Here is a 17,833-nt window from a genome sequence, read left to right on the forward strand (position 1 = left end):
TTTATGTAAAAACACAATATACCCGTTATCTTTCAAGTTGCCTCTTTGTTGGCTGCACTCGCTCACCCCGGTCACATAGTTTGCTATGCTCCCGGGGATTCTCTCCCTTGCCGTCGCGATGCATCTTGAAATCCATTGGGTATATATCAATAGAATAAAAATACATTATTTATTCCCACTAAAAACTAACAGATGATAATATGCCAAACAACAAATACAGTGAAAAAATTCAACATTCAGGAAATAGAATGGAAAAACGCTCGATATATCCTAACGAATATAATACTATGAGTAGCTGCTCACTAGGATTAGGATTGGATTTACCGTTAGAGAAAAAGTTAAGAACAGGGAATGAACGGAATATAGAAGGTGCACAACCTTTTATTCCGTCTCATTCTAAACAAAAACAATATAGCGCAATTCCAATAGCAATGTCTGATATATTAAGTGAAAGTGCACTAACTTCACAACCGATTATTACCGATTTAATTAATCCGCAAAAGATAAAAATGTCAGAAGGAGTAAAAGATATTTTAAATAACAAAGAAGGAGGCGGAAATCTGGTGTTCAAGGCACTACAAATTAAACCATCAGATGAAACTGTGCCATTCAACGCATTAAAAATTGTCGATACCTGGCAAAATGAAATACCGGATAAAGACATGTCCATTTTAGCTTATTGGGCCCCACAAGGAGGATATGTTGATATCCCAACACAACCCAATCTCAGTCGCCATCCACAGTATGTATTCACCCCAGGATTCAGTGGATGTTCATTTGTTGTCGATAAAATGAATAAAGATATTCTCCGGGTTCGGCACGTACAAGGTGGTCAAGAAGACGTTGAATATAATAACCAAAATATTGATCACGGAATGGGTATGATTGCAGCAATGGAATTCTGCGATTATGGATACCACGAAGCCGATGGCAAAGTTATGGAAAATACCTATGGTTCTGCATTCCTAAAATTTAACCCGGAGGAAAAACAATGGCAACTTCACTATCAGAAAATAGCCGCAGCCCCTAATATCATAAATATAAAACCTAAATCTAATCGGTGGTCATTCAGTAAGCCTTCAATTGAAGCCGACACCTTTATCTCTAAAGATATGAAAGTTTCTGGGTATAATAGGAAGAATATCAATGATAATTAATTTATATATTACTTATTCCTAATATGTTCATCATTATAAAATTAACAAACAGCCCCCCAATATTCTAAAGTCGTAAAAATAGAAAATAGTAAACTTGAAACAAGTATTCTAGATTATAATAACTTACATGGAAAAACCGGGAGCTGTATTTGATAACATAGCTCCCGTTATTTTCCATAATAATTAATTTTTAAATCCATCTATTCTATTATTTTCTGATTAGTCAGGTAATTATTACATTAAAATGTTGATAGTAAAAACCAGACAAATCTGAAAATAGATCTCAATTAAATATCTACTCTTTAAATTTATGATTAAATACATATGCCTTATGGATTTCAAACTCATAGCATCAGATCATCTGAATAATTATTTTCAGATAAATCTTAAACGTAGCAAATTTAATTAATTAGAGGACTTATTAATGTTCAAACACTCTACCGCAGACAGCAAACTTAATAAAGGGCATATTTCCCCGCTAAAGAACAAGGGGTTATTAGTGGGTAGCGATAATGCCCCAATCGACATACCGGTGATAGCGCATCGCTATGACAGCCATCAGCAACTTGCTCAGGCAAGGTCTTTGAGAAATAGTGACTCTGGTCAGGAGAACCCTTTTCATGATGTTATTATGGGATTTAGTGGTGACCAAGTGACCTCTTCAGAATCGGGTTCTGGAACGATAGGAAGACATTGGGGAAAAAATAGATTAGGCCACAATATTACCGGCATTAATGTAGTTAATGGCGCATCGGGAACCGTAGGAATAAAAATTGCCTTGCGAGATATTCGGCCTGGGTATCCGGTCATTGTCACGTCCGGGACATTAAGCGGTTGTACCATGGTGTATGCCGTGAAGGATAATTATTTCTTTGCCTATCATACGGGCCAGAAACCGGGTGATGATGAATGGAAAACCGGCCAAGATGGCGTTGTCACTACCGGTCAGAGTCACAAAGCCCTTTTATCGGATAGCAAACCGATTGCGGTTAACCAACAAAATAACGATTTAGTGAATATTTTTGCAGAATATGATCAGAGCGTTATTACCTATATGGGAAAACAGGCGGTTGTGATTGATAATACCGCAGAAAATGTCAGTGTTTTTAACTACGATGAAATCAAGCCGGGAAGACCGGTTATTAGAGCCGGCTATAGCTATGCACTGCTGGCTAATGATAACGGTAAGGTGAACGTCAAAGTATTATCGGAGGATGCTATCGTTTCACCTGGTAAAGACGGTAATAGTATTGAGGTTATCAATTCACTCAAAAAACGGTTGTTATAGTCTGCCAGATGTGACATTCACCTGGAATATGCGGAGTCTGATCAATAGCCGTCGCAGTTGTACTAAAAACGTTTGTATTTGACACTCATCATGTACACTTTGAAAGTGTACTGATTGTTATATACCCACACCTAGTATGTGTACTATTTTAATGCGTACAAAATGGAGAACTTCAATCATGCCTCAAATCCCAGTAGAAACCAATAACCGTATGTCGTTGCGTATTGCCTCTGAAGAAAAATCACTGTTGATGCGTGCAGCAGCCATACAACACACCAATCTGACCGAATTTGTGATCCGCAACGTCGTCTCGGCAACGCGGAAGATTATCGATGAGAACGAACAGCTTGAACTGACAGAGAAAGACAGTTTATATGTCCTGGACCTTTTGGATAATCCACCGGCTCCCAACAATAAGCTCATGGCTGTTGCCTTTGCTTTGCCGGAACTGCCATAACGTTACTATCTTGGCACGAAGAACCCATCAGCAAGCATCATGATCGTGCAGCCTTCGATTGTGGCGATGGTTTGTTGAATCAGTTTTTATATCGCCATGCAAGGCAGAATCATGAGCCTGAGAAGTGGGAAGCCTCGCCGTTTTTTACGGCGGGGAGCAGTCACTTGCAGCTCAGGCAGGTGGGATTGCGTTGCTGATTGATGCTAAAAATGAGCGTGTCGCTAACTGGTATGCGGGATATAGTGCTGTTCCATTATTGGATGCTCCTTTATCACTGTTGCTGCCGTTTAAAACAATCCACGCAGCGCTGATGATAGCAGGGAAACTCTGAATGAATAAATCAAATATCCCCGAAGTTACAATTGCCTCCAGACATCTTTGTTACATGGCGTCAATTGTACCAAAATGAAATAGTGATATACCCTATGGATTTCAAGATGCATCGCGACGGCAAGGGAGTGAATCCCCGGGAGCATAGCAAACTATGTGACCGGGGTGAGCGAATGCCGCCAACAAAGAGGCAACTTGAAAGATAACGGGTATAACTTGAAAAACAAAACACAACCATCTGGCAATAAGCGATAGCATGGATTTGAAGTATTAATCCAGATTAAAGTTACGGGCGTTTTTATTTCCCTATTTATAGAAATCAATCAAGATATGCTGATGCATAAAATTATCAAAACCTGCTATATCAATTAACAATCATTATTATTATTAATTGATAATCGCACTTGGAAATTCCGTATCTATAATTATTTCGTTTCACGAGAGGTGATTTAAATAATCGTCAAATAACTACCTAGCACATTGAGGCTATTTTATTTGGCCTTTTTGTAATGAAGAGGAATAGGCTCTAAATTATTTCATATAAAAAATAACCTCTATAAATCAGGTTGTTGCGGTAGCTATACCCAATCGTTAGGTACTAAGGAAAACAAAGTAATAGACGTTTTCCTTATATTTCAAATGTAAACAATCAAGGAAAAAATCATGGCTATAACTCCAGAACAAATTGCTGTTGACTATCCCATTCCTGCTTATCGGTTTGTTGTCTCTATTGGTGATGAGAAAATCCCTTTTAACAACGTTTCCGGGCTAGATATTTCTCATGACGTCATCGAGTATAAAGATGGTACCGGTAATTACTATAAAATGCCGGGCCAACGTCAATCGATCAATATTACCCTACGTAAAGGCGTCTTCTCCGGCGACACTAAGCTTTTTGACTGGATTAATTCTATTCAACTTAATCAAGTTGAGAAAAAAGATATCGCAATTAGCCTGACCAATGAAGCCGGCACCGAAATTCTGATGACCTGGAATGTGACAAATGCCTTCCCAACGTCATTCACCTCCCCCTCTTTTGATGCCACCAGCAACGATATCGCTATTCAAGAAATCGCACTGGTCGCGGATCGAGTCACCATTCAAGCACCTTAATAGATCGACAATAACGATTTATTACGTTGTTTATATTGAAGAAGATAATCGTCTGACATCGCCAATTATCCATGCGCTAATACATGATGATCAACATTGGCATGGCCCATTAGTTCGACCGAATTCATCATCCTACTGTTTGCGCAAAATATCGCACAAGAACTTGGAGACAATATGCCAATAACCCCAACTTATCCCGGCGTTTATATTGAAGAGGACGCTTCACCCGCACTTTCGGTTCGTTCGGGTGCAACGGCAGTGCCTGTTTTTGCCGTCGCAAATAATCATTCATTAATATCAAGTAAGCCCTATATTCGCGTCAGTAACTGGCTGGAGTATTTAACACTAAAAGGTGGACAATTTAATCCTTCCGATAAACTGGATATCGCACTGCGTGCCTATTTTATTAACGGCGGTGGATATGCTTATCTCGTCAAAACGCAAGATTTAGAAAAGCAAGTTCCAGTACTTGATGATGTCACGCTATTGGTTGCTGCCGGAGAAGAGATCACCACCGCCGTCGGGACACTTTGCCAATTAGGCAAAGGATTATTCGCCATTTTTGATGGCCCAACCACCCAAATAACCTCAAGTCTACAACCAGACGATGTTCTTAAATCTTATTCAGCAACCCAATATGGCGCGGTTTACTACCCCTGGCTGACCGCTGAATGGGGAGAAAAGAGAACCTTGGTTGATATTCCACCGAGTGCCGTCATGGCCGGTATTTATGCCAGTGTCGATAACAGCCGAGGCGTCTGGCAAGCTCCCGCTAATGTTCCTGTTCAAGGAGGATTACAACCTAAATATCCGATGACCGACGACCTGCAAGGAAAATATAACCAAGGTAAGGCGCTGAATATGATCCGTACCTTTCCTAAGAGCGGTACGCTGGTCTGGGGAGCCAGAACCCTTGAGGACAGCGATAACTGGCGTTATATCCCGGTTCGCCGCCTGTTTAACAGCGCTGAACGGGACATTAAAAACGCCATGAGTTTCGCGATGTTTGAGCCTAACAGCCAACCAACCTGGGAAGCTGTGCGCCGGGCGATTGATAACTATCTCCATTCCCTCTGGCAGCAAGGCGGATTGATGGGCAGCAAAGCTGAACAGGCTTATTTTGTTCAAATCGGTAAAGGCATCACTATGACTGATGACGATATCAAGCAGGGCAAAATGATCGTCAAAATCGGCATGGCCGCTGTTCGTCCAGCCGAATTCATTATCTTGCAGTTCACACAGAATATCGCACAATAATCGGAGGTCTCATGCCAACAACACCGACCTATCCCGGCGTTTATATTGAAGAAGATGCGTCATTATCGCTCTCTGTCAGCCACGGGAACACCGCAATACCCGTTTTTATTGGCCGTTTCCAACCTAAAAAAACCAGCACAACCCCAAAAGCGGTACGTGTTAGTAGCTGGCTGGATTTTACGAATCTATTTAATGTCGGTTGTATTACGTCAATCGCCATCACATCGACCAAGCCAACGCCACCGCCCCCCACTCCGCCTTCCGGGAAAGTTGCGGGCGATACAACAGTTGTTGCTACAACCGATATCGCTCTTAACGCAGGTAATACAAGCTCCGGTTACACTTACGCTGTAGCTGTTGGTACCTACACAACAAGTAGTGATGCGATAAAACTTTATTTTCAAAATGGCGGTGGACCTTGTTATATCCTGCCGGTTGCGAATCCCCAAGACACTGCCACTTCGGCATTAATCCCCGAATTAATTGAGCAAGCTCTGGAGATTACTTTAATCGTCTGCCCTGAACAGGATTCTTCTTACCAGAGCGCAATATACAACAGCTTAACACCCGCATTATTGAATGCCGGGTATTTCCTTATCGCTGACAGCCAAACTAAAACCAGCATACCTGGCGTTAATGTGCAATCGCAAACCGCAACTTACTATCCGGCGGTGAAAGTCTCACAACTTATTCCTGTGGAAGATAGCCTGATTGCAGTTTCAGGTTATGAAGATGCAGAAACAAAACCCGATGCAATCAAAAATCTGGCGCAACTCAAACAGAAAAACCTCACTGTCTACCAGCAAGCAGCTAAAGCAATACAGGACAAAATAGCCGCCAACGGCAATACTATTCCTACCAGTGCTGTCATGGCGGGGGTCTACTGCGCCACTGACGCCAGCCGTGGTGTCTGGAAAGCCCCGGCGAATGTCGTGCTAAGCGGAATTAGTGATGTCACTGAACGACTCAATGACGATGAACAAGGCACCATGAATCAGCAGGGCATCAATGCCATTCGCTACTTCAACCATCGGGGATTTGTCGTGTGGGGCGCACGTACTCTGCAAAATGATGACAACTGGCGCTACATTCCGGTACGGCGTCTCTTTAACAGCGCAGAGCGGGATATCAAACAAGCTATGCAATCCGCTGTCTTTGAACCCAACAGCCAGCCCACCTGGGAACGGGTGAAGTCAGCCATTGACAACTATCTCTATTCCTTATGGCAACAAGGGGCATTAGCCGGAAATAAACCGCAAGAAGCCTATTTTGTTCAGATTGGTAAAGGCATCACCATGTCTGACGACGACATTAAACAAGGGAAAATGATTGTCAAAGTGGGCATGGCCGCGGTACGTCCAGCTGAATTTATTATCCTTCAGTTTTCACAAAATGTAGCACAGTAATCGTACTGAGACGCGGTTAAACACCGCGTCTATTCAGTCGTTAAGGAGACGATAATGGAGATAACACAGCCGAGCGTCACCGTCACAGAAAATCTGATATCCCCAAAGCAAGATGACACGTTTATCGGTATACCGGTTTTTATTGGTTATACCTCATCATCAGTCAATAAAAACGATGGCGATAAAACGGCTATCAAACTTAACAGTCTGGCCGATTTTGCCCAGTCATTTCCTGAGTCAGGATTAATGTACTATTCCGTGCGCCACTTCTTTGAAAACGGCGGTCAACAAGCTTATGTGCTGTCACTGGGTACGGAGAATCTATTAAGCGATTTTTCGTCATTGATCACTGCCTTGCAACAAGCGTGGCTGACTCAAACGATTGCCGCAGAGAACGACATTACCCTGATTATCACCCCGGATGTTATCCGCTTTAATCAGACAGAGATTTCCTATATTCAAAGAGATCTTTGGTTACAATTTTGGCAATCGGCGCTCAATCTTTGCAAAAGCCGACGCGGCATTATGGGGTTATTGGATGCGCCGGACGATCCGACATTAGCCGCCGAGTGTTTAACTCAATTCTCTTCCGCTGATCGACAATGGGGCGCCGTATACTGGCCGCGACTAAAAAGCGCCTATCAGGATAAAGCGCAAAACCCTATCGTGCTTTCACCAACCGCCGCAGTAGCTGCCGTTATCCAGCGTAACGATAACCAACAAGGCGTATGGACCGCTCCGGCCAACATTGCCTTAGCCAAAGTCATTAGCCCGGTACACTCTTATATTGAAGCGAATGCGCTCTTTAACCCGGATGGCGCCTCGCTGAATCTGGTCCGCAGCTTTCCCGGCAAAGGCATTAGGATCTGGGGATGCCGAACCTTGGACAATACTCCCGGTTCCCTCTGGCGTTATATCCAAATCCGTCGTCTGGTTTCTTATATCGAAGCCCATATGACCCAACTCGGCCGGGCTTTCGTTTTTGAACCCAATAACGCCATCACCTGGATGAAGTTTAAAGGGCAAGCCCATAACTGGCTGCGTCAGTTATGGTCAAACGGCGGGCTACGAGGCACCCAAGAAGATCAAGCGTTCAAGGTGTTATTGGGTGTGGGTGAATCAATGAGTGAAGCCGATATACAGGCCGGAAAAATGATCATAAAAATCAGCCTTGCGGTCTTAATTCCAGCGGAATTTATTGAGCTAAACCTGACATTCGATACCTATATCGGTATCACCCGCTAAGTTAAACAGAGGCAAAATATGAACAACCTCTACACCCCGGCTGTGTCACACCGTTTTATCGCCAGTTTTCTTTTTAACAACATTCCCAGCCCGCTGGATATCGCCTTTCAACGAATATCGGGCCTGAGCCGTGAGTTACAAACTAGCCAACACAGCCAAGGAGGGGAAAATGCCAGAAATGTCTGGCTGGCTGAGAAGATCCAGCATGGCAGTCTAATGTTGGAGCGTGGCGTGATGACAGTGACACCCCTCACGCTGGTGTTTGATCGTGTCCTGCGTGGCGAAAAAGCGGTCTATGCCGATGTCGTGATTATGTTACTGAATGAAAATGCGTTACCCGTGGCAAGCTGGACATTAAGCAACGCGCTACCGGTGCGCTGGTCCACCGGTGACTTTGACGCCAATAGCAACACCGTTCTGGTGAACTCACTGGAATTGCGTTATCAGGATATGCGCTGGTTAGGAGTAAAAGTATGACCGTCGAAATTAAAGAGCTGATTATTCAGGCCAAAGTGACTGATTCCGAACGTAATCCCATCACACTTAATCCCGTCACACCACAGACATTAGCCCAAGAGACGCTAGATAACGCCCGTCTGATCGAGATCGTCAAACAGGAAGTGTTAGAGGCGTTGCGTGAAACAGGAGGCTATTATGAGCTTAATTGAACGCAGCCTGTCCAAACTCACCCTGACCGCCTTTAAAGACCGGGAAGGGAAAATCTCCGTGGGCAGCTTACAGGCGATGTATAACCCTGATGGGATTCAGCTCGATTATCAAACCCGCTACCAACAGGATGAAAGTGTTAACAATGCCAGCCAAAGCAGCCGCTATGTGCTATCACAACCCGCCGGTTTGACGTTAGTCCTGCTATTTGACGCCACCATGCCGGGCAACACTATCCCGGTAGAAACCCAACTCTCAACCTTGAAAACTCTGTGTACGGTGGATGCCAGCACCAACGTGCCCCACTTCCTCAAAATCAAATGGGGCAAAATGCGTTGGGAAAACAAAGGTTATTTCGCTTGCCGGGCCAGTGATCTCACCATCAATTACACCCTGTTTGATCGGGACGCTACGCCACTACGAGCCAGCGCGACTTTATCGCTGATCGCGGACGAAAGCTTTGTTATTCAAGCCACTGAACAGCAGTTAAAATCACCGCCGATCACCGCAGTCAGCGTGACCGATATGCTCTCTCTGCCGTTAATCGCCTTAGGTGCCGGGGCCTCTCTGGCAGGCGGCATTGATTACCTTACCCTCGCCTGGCAAAACAATCTGGATAATCTGGATGATTTCACCCCGGGACAAACGCTACAGGCACAGGGGGATGCATGAAGATACCGGCGATAGACGTTAAAATAGCGGGAAAAACCCTCAGCCAGTTTTCTGTCATTAGTCTGACCGTAAACCATCAAATCAACGGTATCCCCACAGCCAATATCACGCTTAGTGTAGCCGGTGACGCCAACGCGATTTTTACCGCTAAAGCTCAAGCTGAACTCACAAGCTGTCGGCCCAATCAAGAACTGATCGTGCAACTGCAAAAAACCGTGTTGTTTAAGGGGATCATTGTTCGGCAAGCGCTTAAGTTCAAAGGTCAGGACAGTCTGGTTACCCTAACAGCGAAACATCCACTGCAAAAACTCACTAACAATTTCCATTCACAGCTATTCAGCCAACAAAGTGACGAAGCCATTATCAGAAAACTATTCAGTCAGGCGGGTATACCGGTCACGATAAAACAGGCGCCTCAGCTTAAAACTGAACATGAGCAAATGGTCCAGTTTCGCTGCCATGACTGGAAATTCTTAAAAAACCGGCTGGCCGCAACCAATATCTGGTTATTACCCGGTAACGAGACGGTCACGCTGGCAACGCCAGAATCACTTAATCAATCGACCGAGCACACGATTAAACAACGTGCCGGCGATCAAGACATTGTGCTGTTTGAAGCAGATCTGCAATGGGATAACCGACACAGCCCCAAAACGGTGAGCGTACAATTCTGGGATATCGCACAACAAAAACTGTCTCAGGCCACTCAGGCAAAAAACAGTCGGCTTGGCAGTGGTCAACTCGCGCCAGACAGTTTAGCAACTTTAACCGATCAGACATGGCAATGGGTTTTCAGTTATCCGCAAGATAATGAACAAGCCAAATACCTTGCGCAAGGCATCCTGAATAACCTGCGAAATGATAACGTCTCCGGCAATGTTGAAGTTGCAGGGAATAGCCGCTATCAACCGGGGGATGTTCTGGCGTTAAGCGGCTTTGGTCAGGGAATGGATGGTAAAAGCGTTATCACCGGCGCCAGTCAAACCATCAATCAGCGACAAGGCTGGCGTACCCGGTTAACTCTGGGCCTGTTGCCGGAGACAGAACCGGCGGTCCCGCAGGTTAAAGAGCTGCACGTGGGGATTGTGGAAAAATACCAACAAGACAAGCAGTCACTGGATCGAATTCCGGTCAGGATACCGGCGTTAAATTTAACCAACAGCGTACTTTTTGCCCGACTGGGTAAACCTTATGCCAGTCATGAAAGCGGGTTCTGTTTCTACCCGGAACCGGGGGATGAGGTGATTATCGGTTTCTTTGAATGCGATCCCCGCTTCCCGGTGATATTAGGCGCTATGCACAACCCGAAAAATAAAGCGCCAATAGCACCCAGTGAAAAAAATCCAATAAAAACCTTGGTCATTAAACAAGGGGATAATCAACAAGCATTAGTGTTCAATCATCAAGATAAAATTGCCGCCCTTAATAGCGGAAAACATTCATTATCACTGCAACAGGATAAAGATATCACGCTAGATTCAGCGAAAAATCTGATCACCAAAGCCCAGGAAATTAACCTACAGGCTGAAAAATCCTTGTCAGCCACTGGAAAGTCCGGCGTCGATATTAAAGGTGCGAAAATTAACTTAACACAATAATAGGACAACGAAATGACAGACAATATATTAGCCGATATTTATGGCCGGGGTTGGGCTTTTCCACCACAGTTTTTTATTAAAGATAATACGCATCCAGAAATACCTACCGGAGTCCAAATGGCATCAGGTGCAGAGAATGTCCGCCAAAGCATGAAAATTCTTTTTCTCACTGAACCCGGCGAACGCATTATGCGTGAAGATTACGGTTGTGGTCTGAATGATTATCTGTTTGCCAATATTAATGATGCACTGATAGCAGAAATCCAAACTCGAATTGAAGAACGGGTACTGCGCTATGAACCGCGCGCGCAAATCACGATGATTCAGGTCAATCAAAGAACGGACTTACCCAATACCCTGCATGTTCAGGTGACTTACGCCCTGAGAGGCAGCGAAATCAACCAACAAATTGATGGCATCCTTGAGGTCAGCGAAGGCCAAGTGTGGGTGAACCTATGAGTAAACAATGTGTGGTGGATGGTGACAATCTGCTATTTGAACCGTTATTCGGCAACCGGCAAGTCACCCTTCTGGGACCGGCCACCATTAGAGGCAGCGGGCACGCCCAGATCCAAGGCAAAAAGATCGCCATTGTGGGAGACGAAAAAAAGGTCCAATTTCAGGCGCAATATATTACCCCTAGCCACCCGATACCCGGTATGGGAATGGTCACCATTGCTCAATTGGATGCCAGCCAGCAAGCAAACTTTTGCCGCAGCCCTGCCACAATGATCGTAGTTGGACAGCAATTTACTGCCCGCTTCACCCCGACACAACCGGCAAATAATCCATCGAGTGGCCCGGATGTGACAACGCCGAGTATGGGAAAAGGCCGTTTTATTGCCAGCCAATATATCGTCAGTGCCGGATAAATAACCTTTTCAACCTTATTTTTAAATAACAGGTGGTATAAATATGGGACAGGCCGAGTTAGATAATAAACTCTCCGCTATCGTGCCAAATACTGCTTTTAAACTTGATGAAAGAAGTACGCTGGATATTTTAAACTGGCTTAAAAAATACGCCGCAATTATTCCTTTCGATCAAGATAAAAAACAGTTTTGGGACAGTTTTTACTTTATTCAGAAAAATAATCCTCAGCAATTAGCCTGTATTTACCAACAAGTTAATCAAGCCAATGGCCTTTTACCGCCACATCAGGCGTTTATATTGGCTTTTTTAAAACTACTGGAAACAACCAAACGATTATTAAACACCTTTCCGGCACGACACCGCGACCTTTATTATCGAGAATTACTAGGGCTGAATCCTAAAAATGCTCAGGCGGATAGTGTCGCCATCAGCGTTGTCCTGAATACAGATAACGCGGAATTTCTGGTAGCACAAAGTACGCTGTTTGATGCCGGGCAAGATGGTGCCGGTAATTCGTTGCAATATGCGTCAGATGCGGATTTATTAGCGAATCAAGGGGTGCTGACCGACCTGCGTTGGTATCGGAAAAACGGCAACAATGGCTGGCAATCAGCGATACCCTTTAGCCTTTCGGATAATATTGCATTACCCGAAAACGGTATTCAACTTTTTAGCCCAACAGCCAATGATATTGCGGTGCTATCTGGTTATCTGATTACCTCATCTCTATTTGCTATGTCCGCTGGAGAACGTCATATCACATTGACGCTGGAAAACGATTGGGCAGGTCAAGCTGAACATCTCACCGCTAAAATCAGTGCAGAAGATCACTGGTTATCGTTGTCGGTAAAACTTATCGATAAAAAGAACATTGAACTGGGACTATCATCCACGGCTGATCCTATCAGCCCGCCAGATAACCTTGATGGCATGACATTCGACGTCCCGGTATTAACATTAGGCACTACTCAGCAACCCATGTTGCCCAAAATTACCAGTATTGAAATCAATATTAATGGCAACCGTAGTGTGCGCTATGCCTCTGATGGCGGAACTGAACAGACAGATAAAACCAGTTTCCCCTTTGGTCAATTTCCCTCGTTGGGTTCCGGTTTTAATCTGGTTGCCCCTGAATGGTATGGTTCTGAAAACGCGACACTTACCCTGACTCCGCAATGGGTTGGCTTGCCCACCAAGAGTTTTAAAGCGTGGTATAAAGGGTACACCCCTGAACCGGATAATAGCGCGTTTAAAGTCCAAGGCTATTTAGTCACGCCTCAGGAAAGAAAGAAGCTCACTGGCACCCCATCGTTATTTGGCGGAACCGATGCACCACAAGGACAAAACCTGAGTTTTACCTTACCGGCAATGGACTACTCCGTTACTGATAGCCCATCACCTAATGACTGGCCCGCGTCAGTGCGCTTAGAATTGGCTGAACAGGACTTTATGCACACCCAATACTGGCAAGATCCGACCGGTAAAAATTTACCCTACACCCCACAAATCAGTGCGTTGCAAATCACATTCAACGTTAAAGCAAAAACTGAGCAATACACCGTTTATCCTCTTACTCCTTTTGGTTGGGGAAACGCGAACGCTGAAACGCCTTCATTCGCTAATGACGCACTCTATTTGGGCTTCACCAACGTATTACCGGGACAAACCTTATCCCTATACTGGCAACTGGTCGGTGTTCAAGAACTTACGCTATTCTGGTCTTATCTGAATCAGGAAAATGTCTGGAGTCCATTAAATCAACTGGTTCATGATCAAACTCACAACCTGTTCGACCGGGGGATATGGAGTACGTTATTGCCACAGAATGCATCAAATCAGGCAACCTTAATGCCGTCAGGAAAATACTGGCTGAAAGCAGAGATCACTCAACAGACCGCCCCTGAAAATTACCCAAAAATGCAAGGCATACTGTATAACGCCACTACCGCGACATTAATCAATCCAGAAGCCATTGAAAATGATCACTTTATTAATGGTTTGGTCGCCGACACTATTAAGCAGACAGTCAGCGCATCCGTCGCCATTAGCCGTGTGACGCAACCCTGGGCTTCTTGGAACGGTCATCCGAAAGAAACAGAATCCGCTTTTCTCACGCGAATTCCGCCCCGGTTGTCCCATCGTAACCGTGCTTTAAGTTGGGATAATATCGTTACGCTACTGAAAGAGAATTTTATCAGCATATTTGATGTCAAATACCCTTCCGCCAATGAATTAACCAAAATCCCGGCTCCTGAAACGCAACAACTGATTGTGATCCCTAACAGCCGTTACAAAGATAACGACGATGCGCTACGCCCAATCCTGAATCCGGCCCGGCTGGCGGAAATGGCCGACTGGGTAAGCCAACTCAGCAGTCCCTGGACTACCCTCAAAATCGACAACCCCACCTACGTTGATGTACTGATCAGCTATCAACTGGTATTTGCTACGGGGGTTAATCCCGACTATGGCCGCCATCAGTTACAGCAGGAACTCAGCCGAAAATATATGCCGTGGGCGGAAGATAGCGCTATCGGCGTCACAACCGGTAATCGCATTGATTACTATCCGTTATTAGCCACGATTCAACAGTCACCTTTAGTGGAACGGGTCACCAACTTAACGTTGAAAAAATTGCCCCAAATCGCAAAAGCAGTCGGTGACAGCGTAGAGGCCGCTGATAATGAAGTACTGATTTTGGTTTGGTCAGAAAAGAGTTCCGCTAATAAAGGAGCAGACAATGGATAATCAGGATGCCCTGTTTCCCATCATTAAAGACGATATCGCCTTTGAAACCTTACTCACTCAAGCCAAGACGGTAGTTGAACAACAGTCTGGGCAACTCTGGAGCAATACAGCAGAAAATGATCCCGGTATCACTTTATTAGAAGCCTGTTGTTACGGTGCATCTGATCTAGCCTATCGCCATTCGCTGCCACTGAGGGATCTCCTCACACCTAAAAAAGAGGAACAGACACCGGATAATGGTATTTTTCCACAGGAATTCGGCCCGCAACAAATGCTGACCTGTGGCCCAATTACCGCAGAAGATTATCGCCGCGCCTTACTGGATTTGCATAGCAGCGATAACATTAACGACAAAAGCACGGGTTATTTTTTCTTTAACGATGTACAGCTAGTTCGTGAACCTGCAAGCGAACGCTATGAATACTGGTATAACAAAGAAAAACGTGAATACAGTTTCATTAAAACTCCAGATAGCCAACAGTTAACACTAAGAGGCAATTACTGGCTTTATCTACTCCCTAGCCGGGAAACTGAGGCCGATAAGGTACTGGCACAGCAAAGTCTGGCGGCTTTCTTAAAAAACAACCGTAATCTGGGGGAATCCGTCAGTAAAATTATCTGGCTACAACCCACGGATTTCCTGTTGCAGCTTGCTATTGAGCTGGATGATGATGTGAGAGATATTGCTGACATCTTCGCCAAAGTCTATATAACAACGGCACAGACGATACTGGCAAAACCGTTACGTTATACCACTCAAGCCATGAAAGAATTAGGCTACAGCAATGAAGAAATATTCGCAGGACCTTATTTACATCACGGCTGGATACCTGAACTACCTGCGACCAAAGATTACACCAAGCCGACAGAATTAAAGCTCAGCCATTTGGCTAATCGTTTATTGGCTATTCCCGGAGTACAAAGTATTACCCGATTGGCATTAGGCAAACACGATGAAAACATTTCTCCGCTGGCGGACGATAATTGGTCCTGGACAATCGCTCAAGGATATTATCCCAGGCTATGGGGTAACGATCCCTTAAGCTTAATTACTTCACCAACAAGTCCACTCATTATTACCGCCAAAGGTGGAGTAAAAGTCGCCGTATCTAAACAAGATATAGAGAGCAAAATTATTGCTGAGCCATTGATTGAGACACAGCCTGAATTATTAAACTGGGGCAAACATCGTAAAGTCTTGGACTATTATCCGATCAGCAATAAATTACCCGCCTGCTATGGATTACAGACCTACGCGGAAACTCAACAGCAAGTACACTTGCACCAATTTATGTTGCCTTTTGAACAGATGCTGGCTAACGGCTGCGCCGAACTCGCTATTTTGCCGAAACTGTTAGCCTTTAAACAACGGGGAAATGCAGTATATGGTGCACAATGGCCTTTTAAAGCCAATACTGTTGGTCAGAAAGTCCATCAGGAGATCATGCCCAATTTAATCAAACAACTAAATAATGATTCCCAAATTAATAATGATGACAGTATCCATCCGCAAAATTATGCAAAAGAATTATCAATCCTGAATGACTTATTGGAATATTTTGGCACTCATCGCGCGGCCAGACCACTCACTCTGGATTCATTGGATTTTCTCTCTACTCAGCGCGGTTATTTGGCTCAACAACCTGAATTGACCTACCAGCGTAATAATATTCGTATTGATAAAGTGTCAGCGCTGCAAAAACGGATTGCCGCCCGTATTGGCTTAGGTGGAGAGTGTTTTAAAGACAACCCCAACTTGGCTAATTTGCCTTTCTATCTGATTGAACATCGTCAGCTATTACCGGTAAAGCCTGACAAAAAATTCGATAGTGAGCAAAAGCCCGATAATCTGGAAATAAAAAGTGAGCCCAATGCTAAAAATCATCAATTAATCATTACCCAAAAAGGAGCAGCGGACCAATTATTGCACGGGCAGGTAATTAATCTGATTATTATTGAGGGCGACAGAAAATTCACATTACGGGGCCAAATGATCACCGATATTACAGGGGACTCCTTCTCTCTTAATACCCGTAATAGTACTGATCTAGAGCGTAATTTAGATCGCGTGAAAACCGCGTTTGAACAAGGTAATTTACGCTGGTGTAATAGCCCGGTATGGATGGAAGATATGGATTATCAACTGGTTTACGCCAGTGAGACATATCAAACGGGAGCAGAAGACGAACGTTGGATCACCTCCAGCCCCCAAAGTCCCTTCCCTACTATGATCGAAGTAAAGGATGAAGTCACCCTGAAATATATTATTACCCCCGATGGACCACCGACAACAATATTAGCTAATAGTGATTCTCCAACCTATTATGAACTCAAAGCACAAGTCGTGGAATTTGATCGCATTAAAGGCCGAATATTACTTAAAAAAATATCAGGCCAACAATATAATTTTCCAAAACCAGAAGATGCGTGGCGCTACCACTGGTACTTTTCCAATGACAAATATGCCCTAGCTGACCGCTTTTCATTTATGGTCAGTGTAGTGATTAATCGTCAGCTTATTGAGAATGACAAGGTCGATCCTTATAAACTGGAAGCGTGGGTAAAAACAGAGATCTTAGCCGAATTTCCCGCCCATCTTTCCATGATTTTCCACTGGCTATCACCAGAACATTTCAAGAATTTTGCCAGTACTTATAAGCGTTGGCAGAATAATGGCGCGCCTCTGGGTGATGAAGCGTATAATATTTTAGAAACACTAACGCTAGGGCGTTTACCTTCGGCAGCCACCGGTACAGGTAATATGCGAATCGCCACCGAACAGCAACGAATAGAAGTCATTGGGGAATCAGGAACCGAATGGAACGAAAAGGTAATAGAAGATAATCAGTTATTATATGTACCGAAAATTCAAGCTAATATTCAATCTAAATAAAAATAGTCGCAGAAATTAATATCGCACTATAAAAACAACCATCAATTTCATTACTAAATAAAATATCCTCCGATTACTCTCTTATGATCAAGCAATATTTACAGGATATTTAAAATAGAATAATTCAATA

The 17,833-nt window shown here is 44.2% G+C and carries 16 protein-coding genes and 1 pseudogene; all 17 read left to right on the forward strand.

Features of this window, described 5'->3' with window-relative positions; genetic code table 11:
- Positions 1–248 precede the first annotated feature (248 nt).
- The 17 genes and pseudogenes from LG003_RS13385 (at position 249) to LG003_RS13460 (ending at position 17,703) form a co-directional block, all read left to right on the forward strand.
- Positions 249–1,157: a hypothetical protein gene (locus LG003_RS13385; RefSeq protein ID WP_262980946.1), complete on the forward strand. Its 909-nt coding sequence runs from the start codon at positions 249–251 to the stop codon at positions 1,155–1,157.
- Between the two features lie 424 nt (positions 1,158–1,581).
- A complete protein-coding gene (locus LG003_RS13390; protein ID WP_112876590.1) occupies positions 1,582–2,445 on the forward strand; it encodes a cytotoxic necrotizing factor Rho-activating domain-containing protein in 864 nt (287 codons plus the stop codon).
- Positions 2,446–2,623: 178 nt separating this feature from the next.
- Positions 2,624–2,902, forward strand: a complete 279-nt coding sequence (locus LG003_RS13395; RefSeq protein WP_262980947.1) for a type II toxin-antitoxin system TacA family antitoxin — start codon at positions 2,624–2,626, stop codon at positions 2,900–2,902.
- A pseudogene (locus LG003_RS23485) lies at positions 2,899–3,018 on the forward strand (GNAT family N-acetyltransferase); the annotation flags it as partial. The gene LG003_RS13395 and the pseudogene LG003_RS23485, both read left to right, overlap by 4 nt.
- 8 nt (positions 3,019–3,026) lie before the next feature.
- A complete protein-coding gene (locus LG003_RS23490; protein ID WP_390894141.1) occupies positions 3,027–3,233 on the forward strand; it encodes a hypothetical protein in 207 nt (68 codons plus the stop codon).
- A gap of 662 nt (positions 3,234–3,895) precedes the next feature.
- Positions 3,896–4,345 carry a phage tail protein gene (locus LG003_RS13405; RefSeq protein WP_088372255.1) on the forward strand — a complete coding sequence of 150 codons (450 nt, stop codon included), beginning with the start codon at positions 3,896–3,898 and terminating at the stop codon, positions 4,343–4,345.
- Positions 4,346–4,519: 174 nt separating this feature from the next.
- A complete protein-coding gene (locus LG003_RS13410) occupies positions 4,520–5,602 on the forward strand; it encodes a phage tail sheath family protein (protein ID WP_262980948.1) in 1,083 nt (360 codons plus the stop codon).
- 11 nt (positions 5,603–5,613) lie between these two features.
- The gene (locus tag LG003_RS13415; RefSeq protein WP_262980949.1) at positions 5,614–7,008 is read left to right on the forward strand and encodes a phage tail sheath family protein; all 1,395 of its coding nucleotides are present in this window, start codon (positions 5,614–5,616) and stop codon (positions 7,006–7,008) included.
- A 54-nt stretch (positions 7,009–7,062) separates the two neighbouring features.
- A complete protein-coding gene (locus LG003_RS13420) occupies positions 7,063–8,253 on the forward strand; it encodes a phage tail sheath family protein (protein WP_262980950.1) in 1,191 nt (396 codons plus the stop codon).
- A gap of 18 nt (positions 8,254–8,271) precedes the next feature.
- Positions 8,272–8,730 carry a phage tail protein gene (locus LG003_RS13425; RefSeq protein ID WP_262980951.1) on the forward strand — a complete coding sequence of 153 codons (459 nt, stop codon included), beginning with the start codon at positions 8,272–8,274 and terminating at the stop codon, positions 8,728–8,730.
- Positions 8,727–8,921, forward strand: a complete 195-nt coding sequence (locus tag LG003_RS13430; RefSeq protein ID WP_112876596.1) for a DUF5908 family protein — start codon at positions 8,727–8,729, stop codon at positions 8,919–8,921. Before LG003_RS13425 ends, LG003_RS13430 begins: the two co-directional genes overlap by 4 nt.
- Positions 8,908–9,591: a CIS tube protein gene (locus LG003_RS13435; RefSeq protein WP_112894764.1), complete on the forward strand. Its 684-nt coding sequence runs from the start codon at positions 8,908–8,910 to the stop codon at positions 9,589–9,591. The genes LG003_RS13430 and LG003_RS13435 overlap by 14 nt, the downstream gene beginning before the upstream one ends.
- Positions 9,588–11,189, forward strand: a complete 1,602-nt coding sequence (locus LG003_RS13440) for a phage baseplate assembly protein V (RefSeq protein WP_262980952.1) — start codon at positions 9,588–9,590, stop codon at positions 11,187–11,189. The genes LG003_RS13435 and LG003_RS13440 overlap by 4 nt, the downstream gene beginning before the upstream one ends.
- 12 nt (positions 11,190–11,201) lie before the next feature.
- Positions 11,202–11,648, forward strand: coding sequence for a GPW/gp25 family protein (locus LG003_RS13445; RefSeq protein WP_112876599.1), 447 nt, complete (start codon positions 11,202–11,204; stop codon positions 11,646–11,648).
- On the forward strand, positions 11,645–12,061 hold the full coding sequence (locus LG003_RS13450) for a hypothetical protein (protein WP_262980953.1): 417 nt from the start codon (positions 11,645–11,647) through the stop codon (positions 12,059–12,061). The genes LG003_RS13445 and LG003_RS13450 overlap by 4 nt, the downstream gene beginning before the upstream one ends.
- Positions 12,062–12,104: 43 nt before the next feature.
- Complete coding sequence (locus tag LG003_RS13455; RefSeq protein ID WP_262980954.1) at positions 12,105–14,810, forward strand: hypothetical protein; 2,706 nt, start codon at positions 12,105–12,107, stop codon at positions 14,808–14,810.
- A complete protein-coding gene (locus tag LG003_RS13460; RefSeq protein ID WP_262980955.1) occupies positions 14,803–17,703 on the forward strand; it encodes a hypothetical protein in 2,901 nt (966 codons plus the stop codon). The genes LG003_RS13455 and LG003_RS13460 overlap by 8 nt, the downstream gene beginning before the upstream one ends.
- The last annotated feature ends 130 nt before the right edge of the window (positions 17,704–17,833 follow it).

This window comes from Photorhabdus kleinii, from assembly GCF_025384885.1.
Lineage (GTDB): Bacteria > Pseudomonadota > Gammaproteobacteria > Enterobacterales > Enterobacteriaceae > Photorhabdus > Photorhabdus kayaii.